We start from the raw sequence: 23622 nt of genomic DNA on the forward strand, positions 1-23622 counted from the left end.
CTATATTGTTAAAGAGCGTGATTTGAGCCTCACTCAAATCGGACGGCTATTTTAGCGAGATAAACGTTAGTGTCAAACACTTTTTTCAGTTTATTTCGTTAGCTTTTCAGCTACCTAATCTAACCTCTGACTCGGTTCGTTTCTTTCGAAGCGTTCCCGTGTCAGCGAGGGGGCATTATAGAGATCGGCATCACATTGGCAAGCCCTTTTTGACGTTTTTTTCAATTTCTAGGTTGTTTGCGTGTTTTTTATTCAAAAGGTGGTATTTTCACTATTCTTCTTTCACTTTTTACCCTTTAATCGCCCTAAATTAAGGAGAAATCATGAGCTCAATTCGAAGTTATAAAGGTATTTGCCCTGAAATTGGTGAAGGTGTCTATATAGATAGCAGCTCTATCTTAGTGGGTGACATTAAAATAGGTAAGGATTCTAGCGTTTGGCCACTTGTTGCTGCCAGAGGTGATGTTAATCATATTCATATTGGCGAGCGTACCAATATTCAAGACGGTTCCGTTTTGCACGTTACTCATAAAAATGCGGAAAACCCTGAAGGCTACCCACTTATCATTGGTAATGAAGTGACTATCGGTCATAAGGTCATGCTTCATGGGTGCAAGGTAGGCGATCGTGTATTAGTAGGTATGGGTGCCATCGTCTTAGACGGCGTGCACATAAAAGATGAAGTCATGATTGGTGCGAGCAGTTTGGTCCCTCCCAATAAAGTATTGGAAAGTGGTTATCTCTATGTAGGGAGCCCAGTAAAACAGGCTCGCCCATTAAGTGAAAAAGAAATCGCTTTTTTGCGCAAGTCCGCAGATAACTACGTCAATACTAAAAATGAGTACAGAACGGTAGTAGAGCCAGTTACTTTCGAATAACAACTTGCCCGCTGTCGTCGTAGTCTTCCTCTTCTATCAAAGATTCGGCAAGCTCTTCCATATCAAAACGGTATTGTGAGAATAGAGTGAGAGCTTGCCGCTCTTCCTCTATAGTCTCTCCGCTCACTCGTTCAATGGCAGCCACTAAAGCGAGACATTCGATCAACATACCAGATTGTTGTGCAGGAAAACGTACCGCGTTATGTTCTTCATCCCAAGTTTGGATATCAGGAAAGAGTATTGATTGATTCATGGCAGGCTATCCTTCCAAGTTTTTTCTTAGTTCTCTGAGAACTTGCTTTGCGCCAGGTCTTAACCCACGCCATACAAGGAAGCTTTCAGCTGCCTGCCCTACCAGCATACCAAGGCCATCGTAAGTATTTACAACTTGGTTATTTTTAGCCCACTGGTTAAATGCTGTCAGCCCCTGCCCATACATCATGTCATAGCTAACGGTTGTTGAAGTGAATATCGAAGAGCTAACCGCAGGTAGGTCACCACTCAAACTAGCAGACGTAGAATTGATCACCACATCAAAGGAAGTATTGATATCTTCCATGGGAACTGCACGAATATCACCAAATCCGTTAAACATCTCCTCAAGCTTTTTCGCTTTAGCAAATGTGCGGTTGGTGACCACTATGCTTTTTGGGGATTGGTCCAAAAGTGGCTTTATCACGCCGCGTGCTGCACCACCCGCGCCAATAACCAAAATACGGACACCTTCTAACGGTACTTGGTATTGCAATAAATCTTGAACTAAGCCTTCACCATCGGTGTTATCACCAATGATTTCTCCATCATCGAGTTTTTTTAGCGTATTCACCGCCCCAGCCAATTGCGCTCTTTCGGTCAGGCGATCAGCAAATTGAAAAGCGTCTTCTTTAAATGGCACAGTCACATTACAGCCTTTCCCACCTTGCGAGAAAAACTCTATTGCTGATTCTACGAAACCATCCACGGGCGCTTGGCGCGTTACATAGGATAAAGACTGATTGGTTTGCCGAGCAAAGAGGGTGTGTATAAAAGGGGATTTACTGTGTCCGATAGGGTTACCAAACACGACGTACTGATCGATAGGTTGCGCCATTTCCTTGCCTGCAAAATTAAATAGGGTCGTTTGTACAGACCCTATCATCATACCCAAATTGCCTCAAGCTACTGGATTCTGAGCGTTATAGCTGGAAATCACCATTCTCTAGGTTTTAGGTAATTTTGGTACAGGTCATCTTCCGGTGTCCCTGGCTCAACCTGATAGTCGTATTCCCATCGTGCTAAAGGAGGCATCGACATTAAGATCGATTCAGTACGCCCACCACTTTGTAGCCCAAATAAGGTGCCTCTATCATAGACTAAGTTGAATTCGACGTAGCGACCACGGCGGTATAACTGAAATTGGCGCTCTTTTTCACCATATTCAGTCTCTTTTCTTCGATCAATGATTGGTACAAGCGCATCGGTATAGCCTTTCCCAACGGCTTGAATATATTCAAAGCTTTTATCGAAACCCCATTCGTTGAGGTCATCAAAAAATAAACCACCGACACCACGAGTTTCATTACGATGTGGAAGGAAGAAATATTCATCACACCACTTTTTATGCTCTGAATACACATTATCACCAAAGGGTGCGCAGATTTCTTTCGCCGTGTTGTGCCAATATAAGCAATCTTCTTCGAAAGGATAAAACGGGGTCAAATCGAAGCCACCACCAAACCACCAGATGGGATCATGCCCTTCCTTCTCGGCAATAAAGAAACGCACATTGGCATGGGAAGTGGGTACATAAGGGTTGTGAGGGTGCATCACTAACGACACACCCATCGCCTCAAATTTTCGACCAGCAAGTTCAGGGCGATGAGCCGTAGCGGATGCAGGCATCTCTCGGCCGGAAACATGTGAAAAGTTCACACCGCCTTGTTCAAAGACGTTGCCGCCACTCATGACTCGAGTTCGACCTCCGCCACCTAAACGTTCAGTCGATTCACGATGCCAAATATCTTCTTCAAATACAGCCTTACCGTCTACCTCTTCAAGCTGCTGGCATATGCTGTCCTGAAGTTCTAACAAAAAGTACTTTACTGCATCTTTATCGATATCTGACATTGCTTGTTCCTATTTTCGGCAGGTTATCCCTGTCTTAATATGGTAGACGTTAAAGCGTCGCGTATTTCACTCGGTTTATCACGACCACCGGTTTCGCCTTCTAAAATTGCGACCAAGTAATCACCTAGCTGTGCATGTACCTCCTGATAAGTCATACACGGAGGCTCACCCGTTAAGTTGGCGCTGGTTGAGGTTAGCGGTTTACCAAACGACTCGCAAAGTTTTTGTACCAATGGATGATCAGTCACCCTTACTGCAATAGAATCAAATTGACCTGAAAGTAGGTTTGATAACCCCGGTTTTGCAGGCATTACCCAAGTAACTGGTCCTGGCCAAGTGTCAAATACCGCTTGGCGAGCTTCATCCGTTAATTGAGATTCATCGACGTATGGCTTGAGCTGCTCAAAATTGGTGGCAATGAGAATTAACCCTTTTTCTACTGGTCTTTTCTTAAGTTCAAGTAGCTTTTGGATTGCTTCTGAATTATCAGGGTCACAGCCGACTCCAAATACACCTTCCGTTGGGTAAGCAATCACTTCCCCATCATGGAGCGCCTGAACTGTGTTTTCAAAATTGGTCAATTTGACCCCCTTATCTTTAACATTTGAGCAGTAGTGTACAAAGAGTTTACACCTCAGCCCAAAAGTAATTTATCAGTAAACTGTATCAAACCTTAAAACGATTTCGCGCAAACGTTTTCCTTACCGAAAATTCTACGTATAATGCGCGCAAAATATCCGCTCACCCAATGAAAGCGCTGAAGGAGTTTTGAGATGCAAGTCGGTATTATTATGGGTTCTAAATCAGATTGGCCAACCATGAAACTAGCAGCAGAAATGCTGGATCGCTTTGGTGTGTCCTATGAAACGAAAGTGGTTTCTGCCCACCGTACGCCACAATTATTGGCAGACTACGCCAATAGCGCAAAAGACCGCGGCATCAAGGTCATCATTGCTGGCGCAGGCGGTGCCGCACACTTACCTGGTATGGCGGCGGCCTTTACAAGTTTGCCGGTTCTAGGAGTTCCTGTTCAATCTCGTGCATTAAAAGGCATGGACTCCCTACTTTCAATTGTACAAATGCCTAAAGGTATTGCAGTGGGCACTTTGGCCATTGGCGAAGCTGGTGCAGCCAATTCCGGTATTTTAGCCGCTCAGATCATTGGTACTCACAATGAAGAAGTTATGGCAAAAGTTGAAGCTTTCCGCGAAGAGCAAACTGAGACGGTTTTAGCTAACCCGAACCCAGCAGAGGATTGATCCCCATGCACGTTCTTGTCTTAGGCGCAGGTCAACTGGCTCGGATGATGTCTTTGGCTGGCGCGCCACTGAACATTCATATTTCTGCCTTCGATGTAGGCACAGAAAACATTGTTCACCCACTCACCCAACAAGTGATTGGAAATGGCTTAGCCACGGCTATTGAACAAGCGGATGTCATAACGGCCGAGTTCGAACACATTCCACACGATGTGCTTGATGAGTGTGAAAAAAGCGGTAAGTTTTTTCCGACAACCGACGCCATCAAAGCTGGTGGTGATCGTCGCATAGAGAAATCGCTACTCGATAATGCCAAGGTGAGAAATGCCAAGTACTTCGTGATCAATACACAAGAAGATTTTGAGAATGCCATCAAGCATGTTGGTATTCCGATGGTGCTGAAAAGCACTCTTGGTGGTTACGATGGAAAAGGACAGTGGCGTTTAAAAGACAAAGCACAAGCCAATGCGATTTGGCAGGAAATGTCTGAGTGCATCGCTGAAACACCAAACCAAGCGATTGTCGCAGAAGAGTTTGTACCGTTTCAGCGTGAAGTGTCTTTGGTTGGTGCTCGAAATGCCTCGGGTGAAATCGCCATCTACCCACTAGCAGAGAACGTTCATACTGATGGGGTTTTAACGCTATCGACAGCCATTGCGGATGAAACACTTCAGGCGCAAGCCAATACCGCGTTTACGGCGGTAGCGGAATCTTTGAACTATGTGGGTGTTTTGGCGCTCGAATTCTTTGATGTGAATGGCGAGTTACTGGTCAACGAAATCGCACCTCGCGTCCATAATTCTGGTCATTGGACTCAACAAGGTGCTGAGACTTGCCAATTCGAGAACCACTTACGTGCTGTGTGTGGGTTACCATTAGGCAGCACTGAGCTGGTACGCCCAACCTCTATGGTAAATATCTTGGGTGAAGACCAAGTGCCAGAGAGCGTTTTGGCAATGCCAGAGTGCCATGTGCATTGGTATGGTAAAGAAAAGCGTGCAGGTCGTAAAATGGGTCACATCAATGTGTGTGCAAGCAGTGATGAGGCGTTAAAAGCCGCTTTGGTTAAGCTTGCAAATATTTTGGATGCAGATGCTTTTCCTGCATTAAAGGAAAGCGCCCAAGCTCTGTAATACGCAACTGCTTATAAAAAGCAGTTACCTATAATAAGCAGCATTACCTGTAAAAGCGGCACTCTACTGAGTGCCGTTTTTTATTGGATTTGTTCTTTCTGGCACTTCCGATTAGCGCACAATACTTTAACGCCAGATGCCAGTTTCTTCTCAATCAGTAGTGAGTAATCACACTCAGTGCACGAACCGACAATGGCTTTATGGTTCACCGCAAACTTGCATTTCGGGTAGCTATTGCAGGCGTAAAAAGTTTTGCCATAGCGCGACTTTCTTTCGACCAGATGACCTGTTTTGCATTCAGGGCAGGTAATCTCTTCTTCCTTTTTCTGCTCCTCTTTAGGGGCATCTAAGGACTCAATATGATGGCAATCTGGGTATGCACTGCAACCGATAAACATGCCATAACGACCCTGCCTCAGCACCAATTCATTAGCACACTCTGGACAAGGGACACCTAACTCTTTAACAATATGACCATCGTTTTGACCAATCGTACGAATGTAGTCACAAGATGGGTACTGATTGCACCCTAGGAAAGGACCATGTTTACCATGACGTAAAGACAATTCTCCACCGCATTGAGGGCACGGCTCTTTTTCCAGTGCGTGCTCATGGGCAGAGAATAATTGCGAATCAATTTTACCGCTCATTCACCCAAAACCATTAATGAAGAATACCACTCTCGGTAGTATACAAGAGCTCCTCCATTTGGGTGTAGGCGTTTTCATTACCCGGTACATTAAACAGTACCATCAATACAATCCACTTTAGATCGTCCAGCTGAAAGTCACTGGTTTCCAAGCCCATTACTCGATCAATGATCATTTCACGAGTTTCGGCGGTCAACACTTCAACTTGCTCCAAAAACAGCAAGAATCCACGACATTCTATATCTAAACGTGTCATTTCAGTGCGCGTGTAAATACGTACCGACGTAGCTGCACTGGTTCTCATGGCGGATTGTGCGTCGCTTTGTTGTAGCGCTGCCAAGTCCTCTAACCAATTCAGGGCTTTGTAAATTTCTTTTTGGTGGAATCCAGCTCTGAGAAGCTCATCTTCCAACTCATCTTGATCGACCATCAATTCCGCATCACTGTGGATATAGGTCTCGAACAAATACATCAGTATGTCCATCATAGTTAGCCCCTCCCCTTTCGAATATAGCCACCAGGTACTGCAACAACATACCCTGAAAGCTCAAGCTCCAGTAGTTGCATCATGACTTCATGCACAGGTATATGGGTCCGCTCTGCAAGAATATCAACGGGTGTTGCTTCTAACCCTACGTTAGCCATTAGTTCAGGAAATGGCAATTCTTCTTGCGAGGCTTCTTCACTAAATATAGATGTTTGTTGGGAAAACGACCAAGAAACTAAATTTTCTACTTCTTGAAGAATATCTTCGGACGATTGGACTAAACAGGCACCAGACTTAATGAGTGCATTCCCACCTCTGGAATTGGGGTTGTGAATTGAGCCGGGCAGTGCAAAAACATCGCGACCTTGCTCTGCTGCGTATCGCGCTGTTATCAACGACCCACTGCGTTCAGCAGCTTCAACAACAAAAACGCCAACCGACAATCCACTAATAATACGATTGCGGCGCGGGAAGTGCTCAGGTCTGGGTTTGGTGTTGGGTCGAAATTCAGAAACGAGCGCGCCTTGCTCAATAATCCTTTGCGCTAGTTTTCTGTGCCGAGCCGGATAGATGCAGTCAAGCCCCGAGCCCAGCACAGCAACAGTTTGACCGCCTCCCTCCAACGCGCCATCGTGAGCGTGTCCATCCACACCGAGCGCCAAGCCACTGGTGACTACTAGCCCATTTGAGGATAAATCTTTGGCAAACGCCCTCGCTGTTTGTAGCCCTTCTATACTGGCGTTTCGACTGCCAACCATGGCTATCTGTGGGGCGCTCAAAGACCGAACGTCCCCTTTAACAAATAGTGTGCTTGGTGGAGAAGATACTTCTTTGAGTAGTGGCGGGTACGATTCATCGAGCAACGTAACAATATGATGATGTGAGACCTGCTGCCATTCCAAACACTCATCAACCTCTGGGTGTGAACTAGTTTTAAGGAATTGAATTTGTTTCGGCTTAAGCCCTATGGCTTGCCATCGCTCTTCACTGGACGCAAGTAAATTGACGGGAGAATCAATAGTGAGCAATCGAGTCAGAGACTGACCACCCAATTGAGGCGTAAAACTCAATGTCAGCCAAGCTCTTAACTCATTTTCGGTCATTTAACTGTCTTCGTCCTTAGCTTCCAATGCTTCATTTTGTTGCTCTTTCAATAATGGAGAAAGTCCCAAGGTTTTGGTGTGAATCGGTGCTTTGCTTCGGGTAATCAATGCAATACTGAAAGACGCGTACGGTCGAATAACGATCATTTCCCCGACGGAAACATCCGGAAGATTCTCGCTAAGCCATCCATCATCCACAATGTAGTTGCCTCGACTTCCAGAAACACCTAATCCTTCCTCCCAAAGGTCAAACATAGTGCCTTGTTCCACGTTATCGTTAAGCCCGCGATCAATAATGACGACCTGGTTACGTCCAATAAACTTACTTCCTTCTAAAGAACCAAGAATAGAAGCAGAAACATTTTTAGGCGCTGGTTCTGGATAAAACGTATTAGAGAATGACAAACCTTCATGATGCTGGTGAGGCAATGCAAAATCATTAGATAGAATTTCTTGCTTCTGGGATTCCACTTTCAATGAACTCAGCTTTTCCTCTGATCTTACTAACGTTGCTGTCGCAACCATTTTCAAAGAAAAGACTTCTTCACCATTATCACTGCGCTGATATTCAGCCACAGAACGATAGATACCCCAATGTTTCTCTGTGGTACTGCCATCAATGAACAATTGATCGTGTTTACTCAAGAAACGTCTTCCATCTTGTGTCCCGATCACTCGCATTGCGCTGTCTAATGTATCTTTAGTGACCAGCCGATCCGAGTTGATGTATGGCAAAACCAGTCCTTCAGGTAAGGTTGGTACGGCATCTTTATCAAGAATTCTGGCTTTAGGAGAAAGCGTAAGAAGCGGTTTTCGGCTCAGCATAGGTTGCCCATTTCGCCATACCAAAGTCAGCTTGTCGCCTGGGTAGATAAGGTGAGGGTCGTTAATATCTGGGTTAATTTGCCAGAGTCGAGGCCAAAGCCATGGGCTGTCGAGGTAAAGTGCCGATATATCCCATAGGGTATCCCCTTTTTTAACTTCGTACGTTTTCGGTGCGTTTTCTTTAACCGATAAAACATCACTTTTTGCAAGGACACTATGTGTGACAACACATGTTATTATAGCTAAAGAGGTACGACCTAACTTGGCCATTATTCCTTTCATAACCTCAGTTTCCCTATCCAATATTGGCTAGGATGCTGTCATTTAGGTTATAAAATGTCTAGAATTGAGCCAGCTAGGTTTTAGCTGTTTCGGCACAGTTCAATATTTAGAGTGTATATGTCTGTATTACAAGTATTAACTTTCCCTGATGATCGCCTTCGCACAGTGGCTAAGCCCGTCGAAGCAGTGACACCAGAAATTCAAAAAATCGTCGACGATATGTTAGAAACCATGTACGACGAAGAAGGCATCGGTCTTGCTGCAACGCAAGTCGATATTCATCAGCGCATCGTTGTTATCGATGTTTCTGATACCCGCGATCAGCCAATGGTACTGATTAACCCTGAGATCACCGATAAACGCGGTGAAGACGGCATCGAAGAAGGTTGTCTGTCTATCCCAGGTGCTCGTGCTTTGGTGCCTCGTGCGGCTGAGGTTTCTGTTACAGCGATGAATCGCGAAGGTGAGGAATACTCATTTGAAGCCGATGAGCTTTTGGCCATTTGCGTTCAACATGAATTGGATCACCTTCAAGGCAAGTTGTTTGTTGATTACCTTTCGCCACTGAAGCGTAAGCGCATTCAGGATAAGATGCTGAAGCTTAAGCGTTTCAATGAAAAGCAAGCGAAAAACGCCTAATCCAAACCACCTTCATCCATAAAGGAACCTTACCTTGAGTCAGTCTTTAAGAATTGTCTTTGCAGGTACTCCGGACTTCGCCGCCCTTCACTTGGCGGCGTTATTGTCTTCGGAGCACGACGTTATTGCGGTTTACACCAATCCAGATCGCCCAGCAGGTCGGGGGAAAAAGCTTACCCCTACCCCAGTTAAGAGCTTGGCTCTGGAGCACGACATTCCAGTTTATCAACCGGAAAACTTCAAATCTGATGACGCGAAACAAACGTTGGTGGATCTTAATGCCGACATCATGGTTGTAGTCGCGTATGGCATGTTGCTGCCACAAGCAGTATTGGATACACCTCGTTTAGGTTGCGTCAACGTTCATGGCTCGATTTTACCGCGCTGGCGAGGTGCTGCACCGATTCAACGCTCGGTATGGGCGGGGGATGCAGAAGCAGGCGTCACAATTATGCAGATGGACATTGGTTTGGATACGGGTGATATGTTGAAAATCGCCTCTCTACCTATTGAAGCGACCGACACCAGTGCAACTATGTACGACAAGCTGGCCGTTCTTGGTCCAGAAGCGCTTGTCGACTGCTTAACTGATATTTCCAATGGTAAGGCACAACCCGTCAAGCAAGATGACGAGCAAGCCACTTACGCGAAGAAGCTCAGCAAAGAAGAAGCCCGTATCGATTGGAATGACGATGCCGCTCACATAGAGCGCTGTGTTCGTGCCTTCAATCCATGGCCCATCAGCCATTTTGAAGCTGCAGATAACACCATCAAAGTTTGGCAAAGCCGCTTAGATAGTCAAACCACCGATAAAGCAGCTGGTACCATTCTTCAAGCGGACAAAACGGGTATTTACGTTGCGACAGGTGACGGAGTACTTGTACTAGAAAAGCTGCAGGTTCCGGGTAAAAAAGCGATGCCAGTTCAAGATATATTGAACTCACGAGCATCTTGGTTTGAAGTGGGCACGCAACTCATTTAAATCAAACATAACTAATCACAATATTTAATTGGTTAGTACATCGACGAAGTGAAGACTCACTTCAATACGTACTTTTTGAGGGCAGAGATGCCCTCCTTTGCTTTAAGGTATTCATCATGAATGTTCGCGCTGAAGCTGCCAACGTTTTGTATCTCGTTGTCGACAAAGGGCAATCACTTTCTACCGCCCTTCCTGCCGCTCAACAAAATATCCGCCCACGTGACCACGCGCTATTGCAAGAAATTTGCTACGGCGCACTGCGCTACCTCCCTCGTTTAGAAACCATTGCTAATCATTTGATGGATAAACCATTAAAGGGTAAGCAACGTGTATTTCATCACCTTATTCTGGTGGGTATTTATCAACTGAGTTTTATGCGAATTCCTGCACACGCAGCGGTTGGGGAAACGGTCGAAGGCACCAAAACACTAAAAGGTCCTCGGCTTCGCGGCTTGATCAATGCGGTACTTCGTAACTACCAACGAAACCAAGAAGAATTGGATCAAGTTGCAGTTAGCCACAACGCGGGCAAATATGGTCACCCAAGCTGGCTACTAAAATTGTTGCAAACGGCTTACCCTGAGCAATGGGAAACCATTGTTGAAGCTAACAACCAAAAAGCACCGATGTGGCTGCGCGTAAACCACCAGCATCACAGCCGCGACGAGTACCTTGAGTTACTCAAAAATGCAAACATTGATAGCAGCGCACACAGTGAAGCATTAGACGCCATAAAATTGGATGCGCCGATCGATGTTCACGCATTGCCCGGCTTTGAAAGTGGCTGGGTATCGGTACAAGATGCTGCAGCTCAACTATCGTTGAATTACCTGACCCCTCAAGACGGCGAATTGATTTTGGATTGCTGCGCGGCACCGGGTGGTAAAACAGCACATATACTTGAGCGCACCCAAAACAGCGACGTTGTTGCGATAGATTGCGACGAAAAACGCCTCAAGCGAGTGCATGAAAACCTGAAGCGCCTCAACCTTCAGGCGAAAGTTATTTGCGGTGATGCTAGGAATCCTCAAGAATGGTGGCAAGGTGAACAATTTGACCGCATTTTGCTTGATGCACCGTGTTCTGCGACAGGGGTTATTCGCCGTCATCCAGACATTAAATGGCTGCGCCGAGCCGATGACATCGACGCCTTAGCCGAACTACAAAGTGAGATTCTCGACGCAATGTGGCAACAGCTTAAACCGGGCGGCACGCTTGTTTACGCGACATGTTCGATCACCCCGCAGGAAAATCGCGATCAAGTGGTTAAATTTCTGAATCGCACATCGGATGCAACGCTAAATGGGTCAGACATCGAAAACCCGGGTAGACAAATTCTTCCGGGAGAAGACGACATGGACGGCTTCTATTACGCTGTATTGAGAAAGCAAGCGTAAGCAAAAAAACAACCATGCTCAATGCGTGTCGCCAAAAGGCGCAGCAGTAGTAAGCGGATAGACAAGCAGAATAGGTAGGCGATGAAAATCATCATACTCGGTGCCGGACAAGTAGGCGGCACCCTTGCAGAAAACTTAGTGGGTGAGAACAACGACATCACGGTAGTAGACCGGAATGGAGACCGACTGCGTGAATTGCAGGATAAGTATGATTTGCGGGTGGTCAATGGGTTTGCCAGCCACCCGGGAACCTTACGTGAAGCGGGTGCTCAAGATGCCGACATGCTGGTTGCGGTCACCAATACCGATGAAACCAATATGGCGGCATGTCAGGTTGCCTTTACGTTATTTAATACCCCAAACCGAATTGCTCGTATTCGCTCACCAGAGTATTTGACAGAAAAAGACGCACTGTTCCAATCCGGTGCGATTCCTGTCGACCACCTTATTGCGCCAGAAGAATTGGTGACGAGCTATATCGAACGCTTGATCCAATACCCTGGCGCACTCCAAGTGGTCAGTTTTGCTGAACGTAAAGTCAGCTTGGTCGCGGTTAAGGCCTATTATGGCGGTCCGCTAGTCGGGAACGCGCTTTCTGCACTGCGTGATCACATGCCTCACATTGATACCCGTGTAGCAGCCATCTTTCGCCAAGGCAGACCCATTCGTCCTCAAGGCACCACCGTCATTGAAGCAGATGATGAAGTGTTTTTCGTCGCGGCGAGCAACCACATTCGTTCCATCATGAGTGAGCTCCAACGTCTTGAGAAACCTTACCGCCGCATCATGATAGTCGGGGGAGGAAACATTGGGGCGAGCTTAGCGAAACGCCTTGAAAAAGAATACAGCGTCAAGCTGATTGAACGCGGTTATCAGCGAGCAGAAAGGTTGTCTGAACAGCTTGAAAATACGATTGTTTTCTGTGGCGACGCGGCCGATCAGGAACTGCTCGCAGAAGAAAACATCGACCAAGTGGATGTGTTCATCGCTCTAACCAATGAAGACGAAACCAATATCATGTCCGCCATGCTGGCAAAACGCATGGGCGCAAAAAAGGTAATGGTACTGATTCAACGCGGTGCTTACGTCGACTTGGTACAAGGCGGTACCATTGACGTGGCGATATCACCACAGCAAGCCACAATTTCTGCACTCCTGACACACGTTCGACGCGCAGATATCGTCAACGTATCATCCTTACGCCGTGGGGCGGCGGAAGCCATCGAAGCCATTGCACATGGGGATGAAACCACGTCTAAAGTTGTTGGTCGTGCGGTAGGTGATATCAAACTTCCACCAGGTACCACCATTGGTGCCATTGTTCGCGGCGAAGAAGTATTGATCGCCCACGACCGAACGGTGATTGAACAAGACGACCATGTGGTGATGTTCTTGGTCGATAAAAAATACGTGCCCGACGTGGAGCGCTTGTTCCAACCAAGCCCATTTTTCCTATAGAGTCAGTGTTGACGCTCTGTGTTTGGGGCGTCGCTCAAACCGTGGTAATAAGTCGATATGGTCCATCTACGCCCGATCTTATTTGTCATTGGACTGGTGCTCTCTAAGCTAGCCCTATTTATGTACGCCCCCACTGCCGTTGCCTTTTTTACTGGTACACCTGGGTTTATCGAATTTGGTCAGTCTGTACTGATTTTGCACGGCGTGGCATTCGTTTGTTTAACCATTGGGCGCACCGCAGAATTCCGGCTTGGAGTTCGAGATCTCTTTTTGATTACGTCACTCGTCTGGACCATCGCCAGTGCCTTTGCTGCCCTTCCCTTCGTGTTCATTAACCACATCAGCTTTACTGATGCGTATTTTGAAACCATGTCGGGGATTACCACCACGGGTTCAACGGTACTCAGCGGACTCGATAGTATGGCGCCGAGTATTCTGCTTTGGCGCTCAATCTTGCAATGGTTAGGAGGAATCGGTTTCATTGTAATGGGGGTGGCCATCTTACCCATGCTGAATGTTGGCGGCATGCGATTGTTCCAAACCGAAAGCTCTGACTGGTCTGACAAAAGTGCACCACGAACAAAAATTGTCGCCATTCATATTGTGTACGTGTATCTCTCATTAACGGCTTTATGCGTGATTGGCTATTTGCTCACAGGAATGTCGGGCTTTGATGCGATTAATCATGCCTTCACCACGCTCTCCACTGGAGGGTACTCCACATCAGACAGCTCCATGAACCACTTTTCCAACGGAGCACATTGGGTGGGGATTCTTTTTATGTTTCTCGGCGGGCTTCCCTTCTTATTGTTTGTTACCACACTGAAAAAACGCGAACTCAATTCCTTTTGGCAAGATGCGCAAGTAAGAGGGTTCGTCTACTTGGTCGCGTTTACCTCTTTGATTGTCGCTGGTTGGTTATGTCTCCATCAGCACTATCTGTTATCCGACGCCATTCGTGTTTCCCTGTTTAATATCATCTCAGTCACAACCACAACAGGGTTTGGCTTGGAAGACTTCACAGCTTGGGGCGCATTGCCTGCCGTTATTTTTGCATTCATGATGATGGCGGGGGCTTGCTCTGGCTCTACATCGGGCGGCATTAAAGTCTTTCGATTCCAAATAGCACTTACCCTGCTGCACAAACAAATGATGCGCTTAATTCACCCGTCAGGTGTTTTTGTCCAAAAGTACAACCATCGCCCTGTCAACGACGACATTGTTCGCTCATTGGTCGCATTTGGGCTGATGTTCTTTATTACCATTATCGTGATTGCCACAGCGTTGGGGGCTATGGGTTTAGACCCAGTCACCGCCATATCGGGAGCGGTCACCGCGGTGGCGAATGTTGGTCCGGGTATGGGGCATGTTATCGGTCCTACGGGGAATTTTGCCCCGCTTCCAGATACTGCGAAATGGTTACTTAGTATTGGTATGTTAATGGGAAGGCTGGAAATACTGACACTACTGGTGCTGTTCTTCCCTGCTTTTTGGAAGCGTTAAAATTTAAGGTTAACCTAATTCAATTTGAGCACGAAGTACTTGCCGACCCAATCAGATTGGGTCAACAAAGAAGTAAATAGCAAAGAAATGACAGGCGGCCCCCCCTAATACAAACCCGTGCCATATGGCGTGGTTAAAGGGAATACGTTTGCTCACGTAAAAAATCACCCCTAAGGAATACACTACCCCACCAATAGCGAGTAAAACCAGACCGCCTACATCGAGCGTGATGGCTAATTGATAAATAACAACAAGTGACAGCCATCCCATGCCGAGATACGTATACAGCGACAGTTTTTTAAATCGGTACACGAAGGCTATTTTGGCAATGATGCCAATCAGTGCGAACGACCAAATAATGATCATCAAGCCAATGGCTAGTGGGGTTCGTAAGCTGACCAATAAGAAAGGTGTGTAACTGCCGGCAATGAGCAGATAAATGGCGCAATGATCCAGCGTTTTTAAAAACCGTTTAGCTTTGCGATAAGGTACGGCGTGATAAACCGTCGAAGCCAGAAACAGTAGAATAAGGCTACCACCGTATACGCTCATACTGGTGATGGTTAGCGTATCTGCATGATTATCTACCGCTTTGATCAGTAAGAACACCAATCCCACTATGCCACAAATCATACCTAGCGCATGTGTGATGCTATTAGCTATCTCTTCACTTACGCTGTACTCAGTCGTTGTAGGACGTGTCATACGCCCCTCCTTCAATTTAGAGCGAATACTCAACAGAAAAGAAGTATGACACACTCAGCGTACAGTTGTAAGCTTAAAATTTTAGCTAGACAGACCGATTCAGATTAACAGATCTGTTTATAGTCAAATGACTATGTTTATGGGCTGACTAGGTTTACAGGGCTGCCTAAGTCGAACTTTCCAGAAACGCCAATACTTGCTGCCCTGCATCTTCACCAGATGTGCTGGATGGCAAAACCAAATGACGTTTTAATTCGTTGCCGCCAAGTAACCCGGCCAACATGCCACCAATGCCTTTCTTGCGGCGATCCACTTCAAACCAAAGCTTCAATTCACCTTCGTCACGGTACGCCACGATTTCCAGCTCTCGCCAGCGACCATGGTAAGGTCCCGTGGTCGGAACAAATTCAAACTCTTGCACAAATGGAAGTTCAAACCCTTTGGCTTCTTCACATTCCACCTGTCGAATACGTAAGCCTTGCTCTTCTAGTGCCGTAAAAATGCCATCCATTAAAGGATCTGGTCGAACGGTCAATACATCTTTGTCTGTTGGATCAATCGCCATAGAAATATCCAAGCCAGTTTCCAGCCACACTTTGGCATCACCGATGGTTACTGGCGTATTCCATGGAATAGGCAGCTCTACATCAAACGTGCGTTCTTCACCGGGTTCAATGGTAAAAGCGTAAGGCAACTGCCATGAAGCCAATGCGTATTTCACGTTTTGCTTCTTGGTTTGCATCCCTTCTTGCACGTGGCTTTTATCGTTATCTGCGGGTACTTCGCGTACGTATCGACAACAAAGCTTCAAATCGATGTTATCGATCTCTTGCGCAGAAGAACCGCCATACACGTGGATTTTAATGCTGACATTCTGCCCCGGAATTAGCACTTCCTGCTGAAGAATAGAATCTACTTTGGCACTACCGATACCAAAGCTGGCTAAGGTTTTCTTTAAAAAAGACATGAACAACTCCTGTGGTTAGGTTCTTCCTTTGCTTTATAACGTGATGATTGGCAGAAGAAAGTTCCGATTATTTTCTATACATATCCTGTACTGCGGACTTGTGCAACATTCATACGAGAGACTCACTAAAAAATGAGCAAAAAACCAGCATTTTGTTCGCACATATTTTGAATAGATGCTAATCTTTGAGCCGGATATGACTTCATATCTATACTCCTGATTTTCTATAGGATTGGCGCTCGCCAGAAGAGATTTTTCTCATAGTGAATCAGGCCATATGATTGGCAAAGGATGTGCCTGACTGTTAGGTAAACGAATGCGCCCAACACCTGTCAGGTTTTCGCACACACATCGTAGTGCGTCTCGACGTCGTTCAGGTTTTGCTTCAGCTCCAGTCTGCAGCAAACCAGCTCCACAGGTAAACTTAGTTGTTAAAAAAGCTCTTGAGAGCCAGAAAGACAAGAAAGTAACCCAAGCGGCTTAATAAAAAGCGCGGTCTCAGACTGCGCTTTTTTATTTCAACAGATTTTGTTAACGTACAAAAATATCACTATGAAATTTGTGGAGAAAGATATGAAATGTCATCGCATCAATGAGTTAATCGAGCTCATGCATCCAGAATGGCAAAAAGAGTCAGACCTCAACTTAATGGCATTCATCCAAAAGTTATCTCAAGAAGCAGGATATGAGGGCAAACTCGAAGATTTGACCGATGATGTGCTGATCTACCATTTAAAAATGCGAAACAGTCAAAAAGAAGACATGATTCCAGGGTTGGCTAAAGATCAAGAAGACGATTTCAAGACAGCGCTTCTAAAAGCTCGCGGCATTCTTTAATTCCAACCGTATTTCAATTCTCTTTCCTTAAAGCGGCGTTTCTGCCGCTTTTGTGTATGCCTATTTTTTTGCTCAACTGTTACTAAGAAAGTTATTAAACCTTGATACCCATAAAAAAATAAATGTTTTATAAACAGTATAATCCTTAGGCAATTCGAGCTGTGTCTTGCTCTTTGTTTGTGTAGTTAAACAGAGTGTCGTGCTCTCTTCATGTACACAAACCTTCTTACGTTCGACTTCTTCGTGTGAGATCTGGCAAGACAACTAGAATAAAAAAAGCAATGTCGAAGAGTGAAGGCAAAAGAACCTTCACCTCAAAACGCCCAAGAAGGACACCTGTATGAGTCAGGACAAAATCGAAGTTAAAGATGTGACTCCGAAAACCTATAACCCTAAAACTCACAAGGGTAAAGGAGACCGTTTTAACCCGAACAACCAAATCTATGTGCGAGAAAGTAAAGGGACCTACCAAAAACTCCGTCGATACGGTGGTTGGTTTTTATTGCTGGTGTTTGGTCTAACGCCTTGGATACCCTACGGTGATCGTCAGGCGATTCTGTTGGATTTAGGCAATCAACAATTTAATTTCTTCGGAACAACCTTGTTTCCACAAGATCTCACTCTTCTTGCCTTGTTGTTTATGATCGCTGCCTTTGGGCTGTTCTTCCTAACTACATTTTTAGGACGAGTTTGGTGTGGCTACCTTTGCCCTCAAACCGTTTGGACATTTATGTACATATGGTTTGAAGAAAAGTTAGAAGGCGCCGCCAATAAACGGCGAAAGCAAGACAGCGGAAAAATGAACTCAAACCTTCTGCTTCGCAAAGCCCTGAAGCACATAGCGTGGTGGTTTATTGCCCTTGTCACCGGCTTTACCTTTGTCGGATATTTTGTGCCCGTCAAAGATCTGGTTATCGACTTTTTCACTTTTAACGCCAGCTTTTGGCCTGTGTTTTGGGTCGTATTTTTCGCTGCTTGTACCTATGGTAACGCAGGGTGGATGCGCTCAATTATGTGTATACATATGTGTCCTTACTCTCGCTTTCAGTCTGCAATGTTCGATAAAGATACCTACATCGTGGGTTACAACACCGAAAGAGGGGAAACACGTGGCGGTCGCTCTCGAAAAGCCGACCCGAAACAGCTAGGGTTGGGGGATTGCATTGATTGCGACTTGTGTGTTCAGGTGTGCCCGACTGGTATCGATATCCGTGATGGCTTGCAATACGAATGCATCAACTGTGGCGCTTGTATTGACGCGTGTGACAAAACCATGGACCGCATGGGGTATGAAAAAGGGCTCATTAGCTACACCACAGAACATCGCCTATCAGGTAAGCACACCAATATAATGCGACCGAAATTACTGGGTTATGGCGTGGTCATGTTACTCATGACGGGGCTTTTCCTCTTCCAAGTGGTGAGCGTTGAACCGATGGGATTATCAGTCCTGCGAGATAGAAACCAACTGTTTAGAATGAACAGCGAAGGGCTCGTAGAAAACACGTACACCCTTAAAATCATCAACAAAACTCAAGAGCGACAGGAATACAGCCTCAACGTAAGTGGCATTAGTGATGTCACTTGGTATGGCTCCCAAACCGTGCAAGTTAGCCCAGGTGAAGTACTTAACTTACCTTTGAGTCTTGGTGCTGATCCTGACAAACTTCGCTCTCCCATCTCAAAGATTCAGTTTATACTCACCGACAGTGACCAATTTACTGTCGAAGTCGAAAGCCGATTTATTAAGAAGCTATAGACTCTTCTCAAGATGGAATAAGGCGCAGTAATGCGCCTTTTTTAATGTATGTCTGAAAATGCCTTTAACTTTGAAGCTCTGACTCCCGACTTCATGTGGTACGCGCTGGAAAGCATTGGAGTCCGTGCGGAATCTGGGCTGCTCGCCTTAAACAGCTATGAAAACCGAGTCTATCAATTCGCAGATGAGGATAAGCGACGCTATGTGGTTAAATTTTATCGACCATCGCGCTGGAGCAAGGCTCAAATCCAAGAAGAACATGATTTTGCTTTAGAATTACTGGAACAAGACATACCTCTTGCCCCTCCTTTGGTGATCAATGGTCAAACATTGCATGAGTACAATGGCTATCTATTCACGCTATTTGATAGCGTAGGCGGGCGCCAATTCGAAGTCGATAACGACGAACAGTTGGAGTGGGTAGGTCGTTTTATGGGTCGGATTCACAAAGTTGCTCAAAGTAAGACATTTAAACATCGTCCTACTTTAGGCTTTGAAGAGTACCTCTATCAACCACGCGCACTATTGCAACAATCCAACCTGATACCCATGCACTTGGAAAAGAGCTTTTTCAACGACTTAGACATGCTTATTGAGCGAATTGAGTCGCATTGGGTTTCTGGAGCAGCTATACAGCGTTTGCATGGAGACTGTCACCCAGGGAACATTCTTTGGCGAGATGGACCGATGTTTGTCGACTTAGATGATGCGCGAAATGGTCCTGCTGTTCAGGACTTATGGATGTTACTCAATGGTGAGCGCCATGATAAATTGGCTCAATTGGATATCATTCTTGAGGGTTATGAAGAATTCTGTAACTTTAATCACAATGAATTGAAACTAATTGAGCCATTGCGCGGTCTACGAATGGTACATTACATGGCTTGGTTAGCTAAGCGATGGCAAGATCCCGCATTTCCAGTTGCATTCCCTTGGTTTAGCGACGCGAAATACTGGGAAGGTCAAGTGCTTGCATTCAAGGAACAATTGGCGGCTTTAGAAGAAGCCCCGCTGACACTCACGCCTCAATGGTAAGTTGTGCTGTGTCCAACACGGTTTTACACGGAGAATAACTACATGAAAAAACTTTTTGCACTGATTGCAACTGTGCTTATCAGCGTTTCTGCCCATGCAGCAAAATTCAGTGAAGGTGAACACTACAAAGTACTGGATCTTCCTGCGTCTTCTTCCCCTACAGTTACTGAGTTTTTCTCATTCTATTGCCCTCACTGTAATTCATTCGAACCTGTTGTTCAGCAACTTAAGAAACAACTGCCAGACAACGCAAAGCTGGTTAAGGTGCATGTTTCTTTCATGGGTGGCAACATGGGCGTACCAATGAGCAAAGCATACGCAGCTATGGTGGCACTAAAGGCAGAAGATAAAATGGTTCCGGTTATGTTCAATCGCATCCATAACTTGCAAAAGCCACCAAAGAATGAAGAAGAATTGCGTCAGCTCTTCCTAGACGAAGGTATTGATGCCAAGGCATTCGATTCAGCTTACAAAGGTTTTGCAGTGGATTCTATGGTACGTCGATTCGACAAGCAGTTCCAAGACAGCGGTCTACGCGGTGTTCCTGCCATTGTGGTCAACAATAAATACCTTGTACAAGCACCATCGATTAAATCAATGGACGAGTACTTCGAGCTGGTTAATTTCCTATTGAAACTCAAATAGCTCACATTGAACAGTCATTAAAAAAAGGAGCCTTTGGCTCCTTTTTTTATTTTTAATCAATTAGTTACATTAAAGTCTATTTACCGTGATAAATATTCTTCAGCACTTCATCTTTATCTCGCCAAATATCCCCAAGCCATTGCTGGAACTGCCTCTTGTAAGGCTTATCGTTGAAGTAATCTCCCGTTACCTCTTCTGTCATCGGTATCAAACGAATACGCACCTCTATTCGCTTCATTTTACCCATTAACATGTCTTTAAACGGGGCATCTACGTTATCTGGGTACGCCAATGTGACATCAATAATATGATCAAATTGTTCGCCCATCGCCGCTAGCGTATAAGCAATTCCACCCGATTTAGGAGCTAATAAGTACTGATAAGGGGCTTTGGACTTTTTCTGCTTTTCAGTTGTGTACCGTGTACCTTCCACATAGTTCACGACTGTGGTGGGTAAGTGTCTGAATTTTTCGCATGAGCGGCGGGTTGTTGCCAAATCCTGACCGCGCTTTTCAGGGTGCCTAATTAAGTACTCCCTTGAATAACGACGCATAAATGGCATATCCAGCGCCCAACAAGCCATACCAACGAAAGGGACGTATAAAAGTTGCTGTTTTAGAAAAAATTTAGGCATGGGTATGCGATCTTTAAATACAGAACAAAGAACAACGATGTCTGTCCAGCTGAGATGATTGCTGATCATCAAGTACCAGCCTTCTTTTTTTAACCCTTCTCCCCCGTCAATACGCCACTCTATTCGGTTAGAAATAACCAATATCAGCCCATTGAGTGTTGCCCAAAGCCACATAAAAAAGTTGGCACCACGAGTAACATGCGTTTTTAGTTTTTGTCCCGGAACGAGAAGTTTGACCAATGCGAGTAAGACGATTGGAATGGAGCACAAAGCAGAAGTCAGAATGACGAGTGTGACGTTGAGAATAAGAAGAAAATAACCAAACATAGCGTTATAAGTATTGAAAATAAGCCCACGTTAAAAATGGTGCATTATTGTACTGCGCTGTCATCTTAATGTAATCCATTTATTTAATGGTCTGATTTGTCGAGTTTTTCGTATGACAGCATGGATTAGTGGATTAATTACCATTTAATATGACATTCTGTACTCTCGCTCAAAAATCAGTATTCGGATAAAGGAATTATCATGGAACGAAAATCGTTAAGTGTTTTACTGTCTGCTTTGGTTGTTTCCTATGGTGCCCAGGCAGAGCTCAGCGATAAGAATGGATTCAGTGGCGAAGTGGCTATCAATGTTGGCTATACCAGTCAAACATCAAATATGAACACAGAAGCCAGCGCTCAGCGTAAAAAAGGCGAAACCCCAACCGAGAATAACGTATTGGTTGCGCCGTTAGGGAATCTTCAATACACGTTCGGATCAGATAAACAGCATCAGGTATTTTTTGGTACTTCTCGCGCTGATATTGCCATCGGTACATTAGCGCTTGAGTTAGGCTACAAAAATGAGTTGTCTTCAGGCATGACATGGAGCCTCGCAGCACTGCCAAGTGTCCTTCAATCCGAAGTATGGCAAGACCCTTATCAGCTCAATGGTAACCGTGCAGAAACCAAAGAATTTGGTACGGCTTATCGCCTTCAATTGGAAAAGACACCGTTGTTTGGTCTCAATTTTGATCTCGCCTATGGGCAAATTAATATTGATAAAGAAACTTCAGGATCAGAATTAGCGTCGGGTGCCGATAAACTGGATCGAAATGGCAGAGTGCTGTATTCCAAAGTCGAAAAATTTGTGCCATTAAGCCGCACCACCTTTTTGCTGCCTTCGCTCAAATACATCCAACGCGATGCCGATGGTTCTGCAATGCAAAACACTGGAATCGGTGCAGACTTAACCGCGATCATGGTTCGCGGTCAGCATCAATTCGTTACTACCGTGTCTTATCTCAATCGCAGCTTTGACGACACGAATCCTGTCTTCGATAAAACCCGAGATGATAATCAACTCAAACTGTTCTTAGCTTATGAATACGTGAACTTCATGGGGTGGGAAAACACTTCTCTAGTGGCTTTTGGTGGGTACGACTCCGTCACTTCAAACATCGATTTCTACGACAGCAGCAACTGGATTGTTGCTACTGGCTTGAATTACAGCTTTTAAAAAGTTTAAGTAACCCAATAACGTATCATTTAACAATGCCAGCTGTTCGCTGGCATTTTTTATACCGCTTGTGCGGTGAGTTGCTTCATTAACCTATCCATGGCGCGATATCCCAAGGCTTCAGCAATGTGTGGACGCTCTATGTTTCGGCTACCCGACAAATCGGCAATGGTGCGAGCAACCTTGATGATTCGGTGGTACGCTCGAATAGACAACCCAAGCTGATGCAACGCATTTTCAAGAAACTCGGCATCTTGCTTTTGTAATGGGCAATACTTGTCAATTTCACGTGTCCCTAGCAACGCATTTACTTTTCCATTTCGCGATTGCATTCTCTCACGTGCAAAATTCACCCTCTGTTTCACAACTTGAGTGGGCTCCCCACGATCTCCTCCCTCAGAGAGCGTACCTTTAGGCAAGGCAGGGATTTCTAAAGACATGTCGAACCTATCGAGCAGTGGTCCAGATAGGCGACCTAAATACCGGAGTATGGCCTGAGGATTCACTCTCGCTTGATTCCCTTCGTAATACCCTGTCGGGCTTGGGTTGAGCGCTCCCACCAGCTGAAAGCGAGCAGGAAAGCGCGTTTTACCCGCTGCACGCGAGATGATGATTTCACCTGACTCTAGGGGCTCTCGTAATGAATCCAGTACCTTTCGTTCAAACTCTGGCATTTCATCCAGAAATAGGAGCCCGTTGTGAGCCAACGAAATTTCACCCGGCCTGGGTATAGAGCCGCTGTGATATCGTGAAATTAATGCGACAATCGGCAACAGAGAATAAGACCTTGCGATAAAGTGTTTTACAAATAAATGCGACGAAATTTAATAAATTA

At 45.4% G+C, this 23622-nt stretch carries 24 protein-coding genes and 1 pseudogene; 13 read left to right on the forward strand and 12 right to left on the reverse strand.

Going from position 1 to position 23622, the window contains the following annotated elements; genetic code table 11:
- The first annotated feature begins 323 nt into the window (after window positions 1–323).
- Window positions 324–878, forward strand: a complete 555-nt coding sequence (locus VPNCDNU1_RS00590; RefSeq protein WP_104398556.1) for a gamma carbonic anhydrase family protein — start codon at window positions 324–326, stop codon at window positions 876–878.
- Here VPNCDNU1_RS00590 and VPNCDNU1_RS00595 read toward each other — a convergent pair.
- The 4 genes from VPNCDNU1_RS00595 to VPNCDNU1_RS00610 form a co-directional block, all read right to left on the reverse strand.
- Entirely contained in the window at window positions 865–1131 is a 267-nt protein-coding gene (locus VPNCDNU1_RS00595) for a DUF1488 domain-containing protein (protein ID WP_104398557.1), read from the reverse strand. The genes VPNCDNU1_RS00590 and VPNCDNU1_RS00595 overlap by 14 nt on opposite strands.
- A gap of 6 nt (window positions 1132–1137) precedes the next feature.
- A complete protein-coding gene (gene aroE / locus VPNCDNU1_RS00600) occupies window positions 1138–1968 on the reverse strand; it encodes a shikimate dehydrogenase (RefSeq protein WP_104398558.1) in 831 nt (276 codons plus the stop codon).
- A 98-nt stretch (window positions 1969–2066) separates the two neighbouring features.
- Complete coding sequence (hemF, locus tag VPNCDNU1_RS00605) at window positions 2067–2984, reverse strand: oxygen-dependent coproporphyrinogen oxidase (RefSeq protein WP_101115238.1); 918 nt, start codon at window positions 2982–2984, stop codon at window positions 2067–2069.
- Between the two features lie 23 nt (window positions 2985–3007).
- Window positions 3008–3565, reverse strand: a complete 558-nt coding sequence (locus VPNCDNU1_RS00610; RefSeq protein WP_104398559.1) for an L-threonylcarbamoyladenylate synthase — start codon at window positions 3563–3565, stop codon at window positions 3008–3010.
- Between the two features lie 192 nt (window positions 3566–3757).
- Between VPNCDNU1_RS00610 and purE the strand changes: the two genes are divergently transcribed.
- Complete coding sequence (gene purE, locus VPNCDNU1_RS00615; RefSeq protein WP_104398560.1) at window positions 3758–4243, forward strand: 5-(carboxyamino)imidazole ribonucleotide mutase; 486 nt, start codon at window positions 3758–3760, stop codon at window positions 4241–4243.
- Between the two features lie 5 nt (window positions 4244–4248).
- Window positions 4249–5376 (forward strand): 5-(carboxyamino)imidazole ribonucleotide synthase, encoded by a 1128-nt coding sequence (locus tag VPNCDNU1_RS00620; RefSeq protein ID WP_104398561.1) that lies wholly within the window; start codon window positions 4249–4251, stop codon window positions 5374–5376.
- Between the two features lie 80 nt (window positions 5377–5456).
- On the opposite strand, the gene VPNCDNU1_RS00625 is transcribed toward VPNCDNU1_RS00620, so the two are convergent.
- Genes VPNCDNU1_RS00625 through VPNCDNU1_RS00640 form a run of 4 tightly spaced genes read right to left on the reverse strand, consistent with a single transcriptional unit; the run spans window position 5457 to window position 8711 of the window.
- Window positions 5457–6026: a DNA topoisomerase family protein gene (locus tag VPNCDNU1_RS00625; protein WP_104398562.1), complete on the reverse strand. Its 570-nt coding sequence runs from the start codon at window positions 6024–6026 to the stop codon at window positions 5457–5459.
- Window positions 6027–6039: 13 nt separating this feature from the next.
- Window positions 6040–6513, reverse strand: a complete 474-nt coding sequence (locus VPNCDNU1_RS00630) for a DUF494 family protein (protein ID WP_101115243.1) — start codon at window positions 6511–6513, stop codon at window positions 6040–6042.
- A 2-nt stretch (window positions 6514–6515) separates the two neighbouring features.
- Window positions 6516–7616 (reverse strand): DNA-processing protein DprA, encoded by a 1101-nt coding sequence (dprA, locus tag VPNCDNU1_RS00635; RefSeq protein ID WP_104398563.1) that lies wholly within the window; start codon window positions 7614–7616, stop codon window positions 6516–6518.
- The gene (locus VPNCDNU1_RS00640) at window positions 7617–8711 is read right to left on the reverse strand and encodes a LysM peptidoglycan-binding domain-containing protein (protein WP_371410772.1); all 1095 of its coding nucleotides are present in this window, start codon (window positions 8709–8711) and stop codon (window positions 7617–7619) included.
- Window positions 8712–8840: 129 nt separating this feature from the next.
- Here VPNCDNU1_RS00640 and def point away from each other — a divergent pair, with 129 nt between their 5' ends.
- From def to VPNCDNU1_RS00665, 5 genes are all read left to right on the forward strand, one after another.
- A complete protein-coding gene (gene def, locus VPNCDNU1_RS00645; protein WP_104398565.1) occupies window positions 8841–9362 on the forward strand; it encodes a peptide deformylase in 522 nt (173 codons plus the stop codon).
- A gap of 34 nt (window positions 9363–9396) precedes the next feature.
- A complete protein-coding gene (fmt, locus tag VPNCDNU1_RS00650) occupies window positions 9397–10344 on the forward strand; it encodes a methionyl-tRNA formyltransferase (protein WP_104398566.1) in 948 nt (315 codons plus the stop codon).
- 116 nt (window positions 10345–10460) lie between these two features.
- On the forward strand, window positions 10461–11741 hold the full coding sequence (gene rsmB, locus VPNCDNU1_RS00655) for a 16S rRNA (cytosine(967)-C(5))-methyltransferase RsmB (RefSeq protein ID WP_104398567.1): 1281 nt from the start codon (window positions 10461–10463) through the stop codon (window positions 11739–11741).
- Window positions 11742–11822: 81 nt separating this feature from the next.
- Window positions 11823–13199, forward strand: coding sequence for a Trk system potassium transporter TrkA (gene trkA / locus VPNCDNU1_RS00660; protein WP_101115249.1), 1377 nt, complete (start codon window positions 11823–11825; stop codon window positions 13197–13199).
- Window positions 13200–13256: 57 nt separating this feature from the next.
- A complete protein-coding gene (locus VPNCDNU1_RS00665; protein ID WP_104398568.1) occupies window positions 13257–14702 on the forward strand; it encodes a TrkH family potassium uptake protein in 1446 nt (481 codons plus the stop codon).
- A 51-nt stretch (window positions 14703–14753) separates the two neighbouring features.
- Here VPNCDNU1_RS00665 and trhA read toward each other — a convergent pair whose 3' ends face one another.
- Entirely contained in the window at window positions 14754–15407 is a 654-nt protein-coding gene (gene trhA / locus VPNCDNU1_RS00670; RefSeq protein WP_104398569.1) for a PAQR family membrane homeostasis protein TrhA, read from the reverse strand.
- Between the two features lie 166 nt (window positions 15408–15573).
- The gene (locus tag VPNCDNU1_RS00675) at window positions 15574–16374 is read right to left on the reverse strand and encodes a sporulation protein (RefSeq protein ID WP_101115252.1); all 801 of its coding nucleotides are present in this window, start codon (window positions 16372–16374) and stop codon (window positions 15574–15576) included.
- 573 nt (window positions 16375–16947) lie between these two features.
- On the opposite strand from VPNCDNU1_RS00675, the gene VPNCDNU1_RS00680 reads away from it, so the two are divergent.
- From VPNCDNU1_RS00680 to VPNCDNU1_RS00695, 4 genes are all read left to right on the forward strand, one after another.
- Window positions 16948–17211 (forward strand): YihD family protein, encoded by a 264-nt coding sequence (locus tag VPNCDNU1_RS00680; RefSeq protein ID WP_101115253.1) that lies wholly within the window; start codon window positions 16948–16950, stop codon window positions 17209–17211.
- A gap of 340 nt (window positions 17212–17551) precedes the next feature.
- Window positions 17552–18970 carry a cytochrome c oxidase accessory protein CcoG gene (gene ccoG, locus VPNCDNU1_RS00685; protein WP_104398570.1) on the forward strand — a complete coding sequence of 473 codons (1419 nt, stop codon included), beginning with the start codon at window positions 17552–17554 and terminating at the stop codon, window positions 18968–18970.
- 48 nt (window positions 18971–19018) lie between these two features.
- Entirely contained in the window at window positions 19019–20005 is a 987-nt protein-coding gene (locus VPNCDNU1_RS00690; RefSeq protein ID WP_104398571.1) for a serine/threonine protein kinase, read from the forward strand.
- A 42-nt stretch (window positions 20006–20047) separates the two neighbouring features.
- Window positions 20048–20650: a thiol:disulfide interchange protein DsbA/DsbL gene (locus VPNCDNU1_RS00695; protein WP_104398572.1), complete on the forward strand. Its 603-nt coding sequence runs from the start codon at window positions 20048–20050 to the stop codon at window positions 20648–20650.
- Window positions 20651–20726: 76 nt separating this feature from the next.
- Here the strand turns inward: VPNCDNU1_RS00695 and VPNCDNU1_RS00700 are convergent, their stop codons facing one another.
- A complete protein-coding gene (locus VPNCDNU1_RS00700) occupies window positions 20727–21611 on the reverse strand; it encodes an acyltransferase (RefSeq protein ID WP_104398573.1) in 885 nt (294 codons plus the stop codon).
- Between the two features lie 201 nt (window positions 21612–21812).
- Here VPNCDNU1_RS00700 and VPNCDNU1_RS00705 point away from each other — a divergent pair, with 201 nt between their 5' ends.
- Window positions 21813–22787 carry a DUF2860 family protein gene (locus VPNCDNU1_RS00705; RefSeq protein WP_104398574.1) on the forward strand — a complete coding sequence of 325 codons (975 nt, stop codon included), beginning with the start codon at window positions 21813–21815 and terminating at the stop codon, window positions 22785–22787.
- Window positions 22788–22846: 59 nt separating this feature from the next.
- Here the strand turns inward: VPNCDNU1_RS00705 and VPNCDNU1_RS00710 are convergent.
- Window positions 22847–23524 (reverse strand): annotated as a pseudogene (locus VPNCDNU1_RS00710) (ATP-binding protein); the annotation flags it as partial.
- Window positions 23525–23622: the final 98 nt, after the last annotated feature.

Source organism: Vibrio penaeicida (assembly GCF_002933855.1).
In the GTDB taxonomy this organism is placed as follows: domain Bacteria; phylum Pseudomonadota; class Gammaproteobacteria; order Enterobacterales; family Vibrionaceae; genus Vibrio; species Vibrio penaeicida_A.

Coding starts and splice junctions, on each gene's coding strand:
- VPNCDNU1_RS00590 (WP_104398556.1), top strand. CDS start 324: ATGAGCTCAATTCGAAGTTATAAAGGTATTTGCCCTGAAATTGGTGAA.
- VPNCDNU1_RS00595 (WP_104398557.1), bottom strand. CDS start 1,131: ATGAATCAATCAATACTCTTTCCTGATATCCAAACTTGGGATGAAGAA.
- aroE (WP_104398558.1), bottom strand. CDS start 1,968: ATGGCGCAACCTATCGATCAGTACGTCGTGTTTGGTAACCCTATCGGA.
- hemF (WP_101115238.1), bottom strand. CDS start 2,984: ATGTCAGATATCGATAAAGATGCAGTAAAGTACTTTTTGTTAGAACTT.
- purE (WP_104398560.1), top strand. CDS start 3,758: ATGCAAGTCGGTATTATTATGGGTTCTAAATCAGATTGGCCAACCATG.
- VPNCDNU1_RS00620 (WP_104398561.1), top strand. CDS start 4,249: ATGCACGTTCTTGTCTTAGGCGCAGGTCAACTGGCTCGGATGATGTCT.
- VPNCDNU1_RS00625 (WP_104398562.1), bottom strand. CDS start 6,026: ATGAGCGGTAAAATTGATTCGCAATTATTCTCTGCCCATGAGCACGCA.
- VPNCDNU1_RS00630 (WP_101115243.1), bottom strand. CDS start 6,513: ATGATGGACATACTGATGTATTTGTTCGAGACCTATATCCACAGTGAT.
- dprA (WP_104398563.1), bottom strand. CDS start 7,616: ATGACCGAAAATGAGTTAAGAGCTTGGCTGACATTGAGTTTTACGCCT.
- VPNCDNU1_RS00640 (WP_371410772.1), bottom strand. CDS start 8,711: ATGGCCAAGTTAGGTCGTACCTCTTTAGCTATAATAACATGTGTTGTC.
- def (WP_104398565.1), top strand. CDS start 8,841: ATGTCTGTATTACAAGTATTAACTTTCCCTGATGATCGCCTTCGCACA.
- rsmB (WP_104398567.1), top strand. CDS start 10,461: ATGAATGTTCGCGCTGAAGCTGCCAACGTTTTGTATCTCGTTGTCGAC.
- trkA (WP_101115249.1), top strand. CDS start 11,823: ATGAAAATCATCATACTCGGTGCCGGACAAGTAGGCGGCACCCTTGCA.
- VPNCDNU1_RS00665 (WP_104398568.1), top strand. CDS start 13,257: ATGGTCCATCTACGCCCGATCTTATTTGTCATTGGACTGGTGCTCTCT.
- trhA (WP_104398569.1), bottom strand. CDS start 15,407: ATGACACGTCCTACAACGACTGAGTACAGCGTAAGTGAAGAGATAGCT.
- VPNCDNU1_RS00675 (WP_101115252.1), bottom strand. CDS start 16,374: ATGTCTTTTTTAAAGAAAACCTTAGCCAGCTTTGGTATCGGTAGTGCC.
- VPNCDNU1_RS00680 (WP_101115253.1), top strand. CDS start 16,948: ATGAAATGTCATCGCATCAATGAGTTAATCGAGCTCATGCATCCAGAA.
- ccoG (WP_104398570.1), top strand. CDS start 17,552: ATGAGTCAGGACAAAATCGAAGTTAAAGATGTGACTCCGAAAACCTAT.
- VPNCDNU1_RS00690 (WP_104398571.1), top strand. CDS start 19,019: ATGTCTGAAAATGCCTTTAACTTTGAAGCTCTGACTCCCGACTTCATG.
- VPNCDNU1_RS00695 (WP_104398572.1), top strand. CDS start 20,048: ATGAAAAAACTTTTTGCACTGATTGCAACTGTGCTTATCAGCGTTTCT.
- VPNCDNU1_RS00700 (WP_104398573.1), bottom strand. CDS start 21,611: ATGTTTGGTTATTTTCTTCTTATTCTCAACGTCACACTCGTCATTCTG.
- VPNCDNU1_RS00705 (WP_104398574.1), top strand. CDS start 21,813: ATGGAACGAAAATCGTTAAGTGTTTTACTGTCTGCTTTGGTTGTTTCC.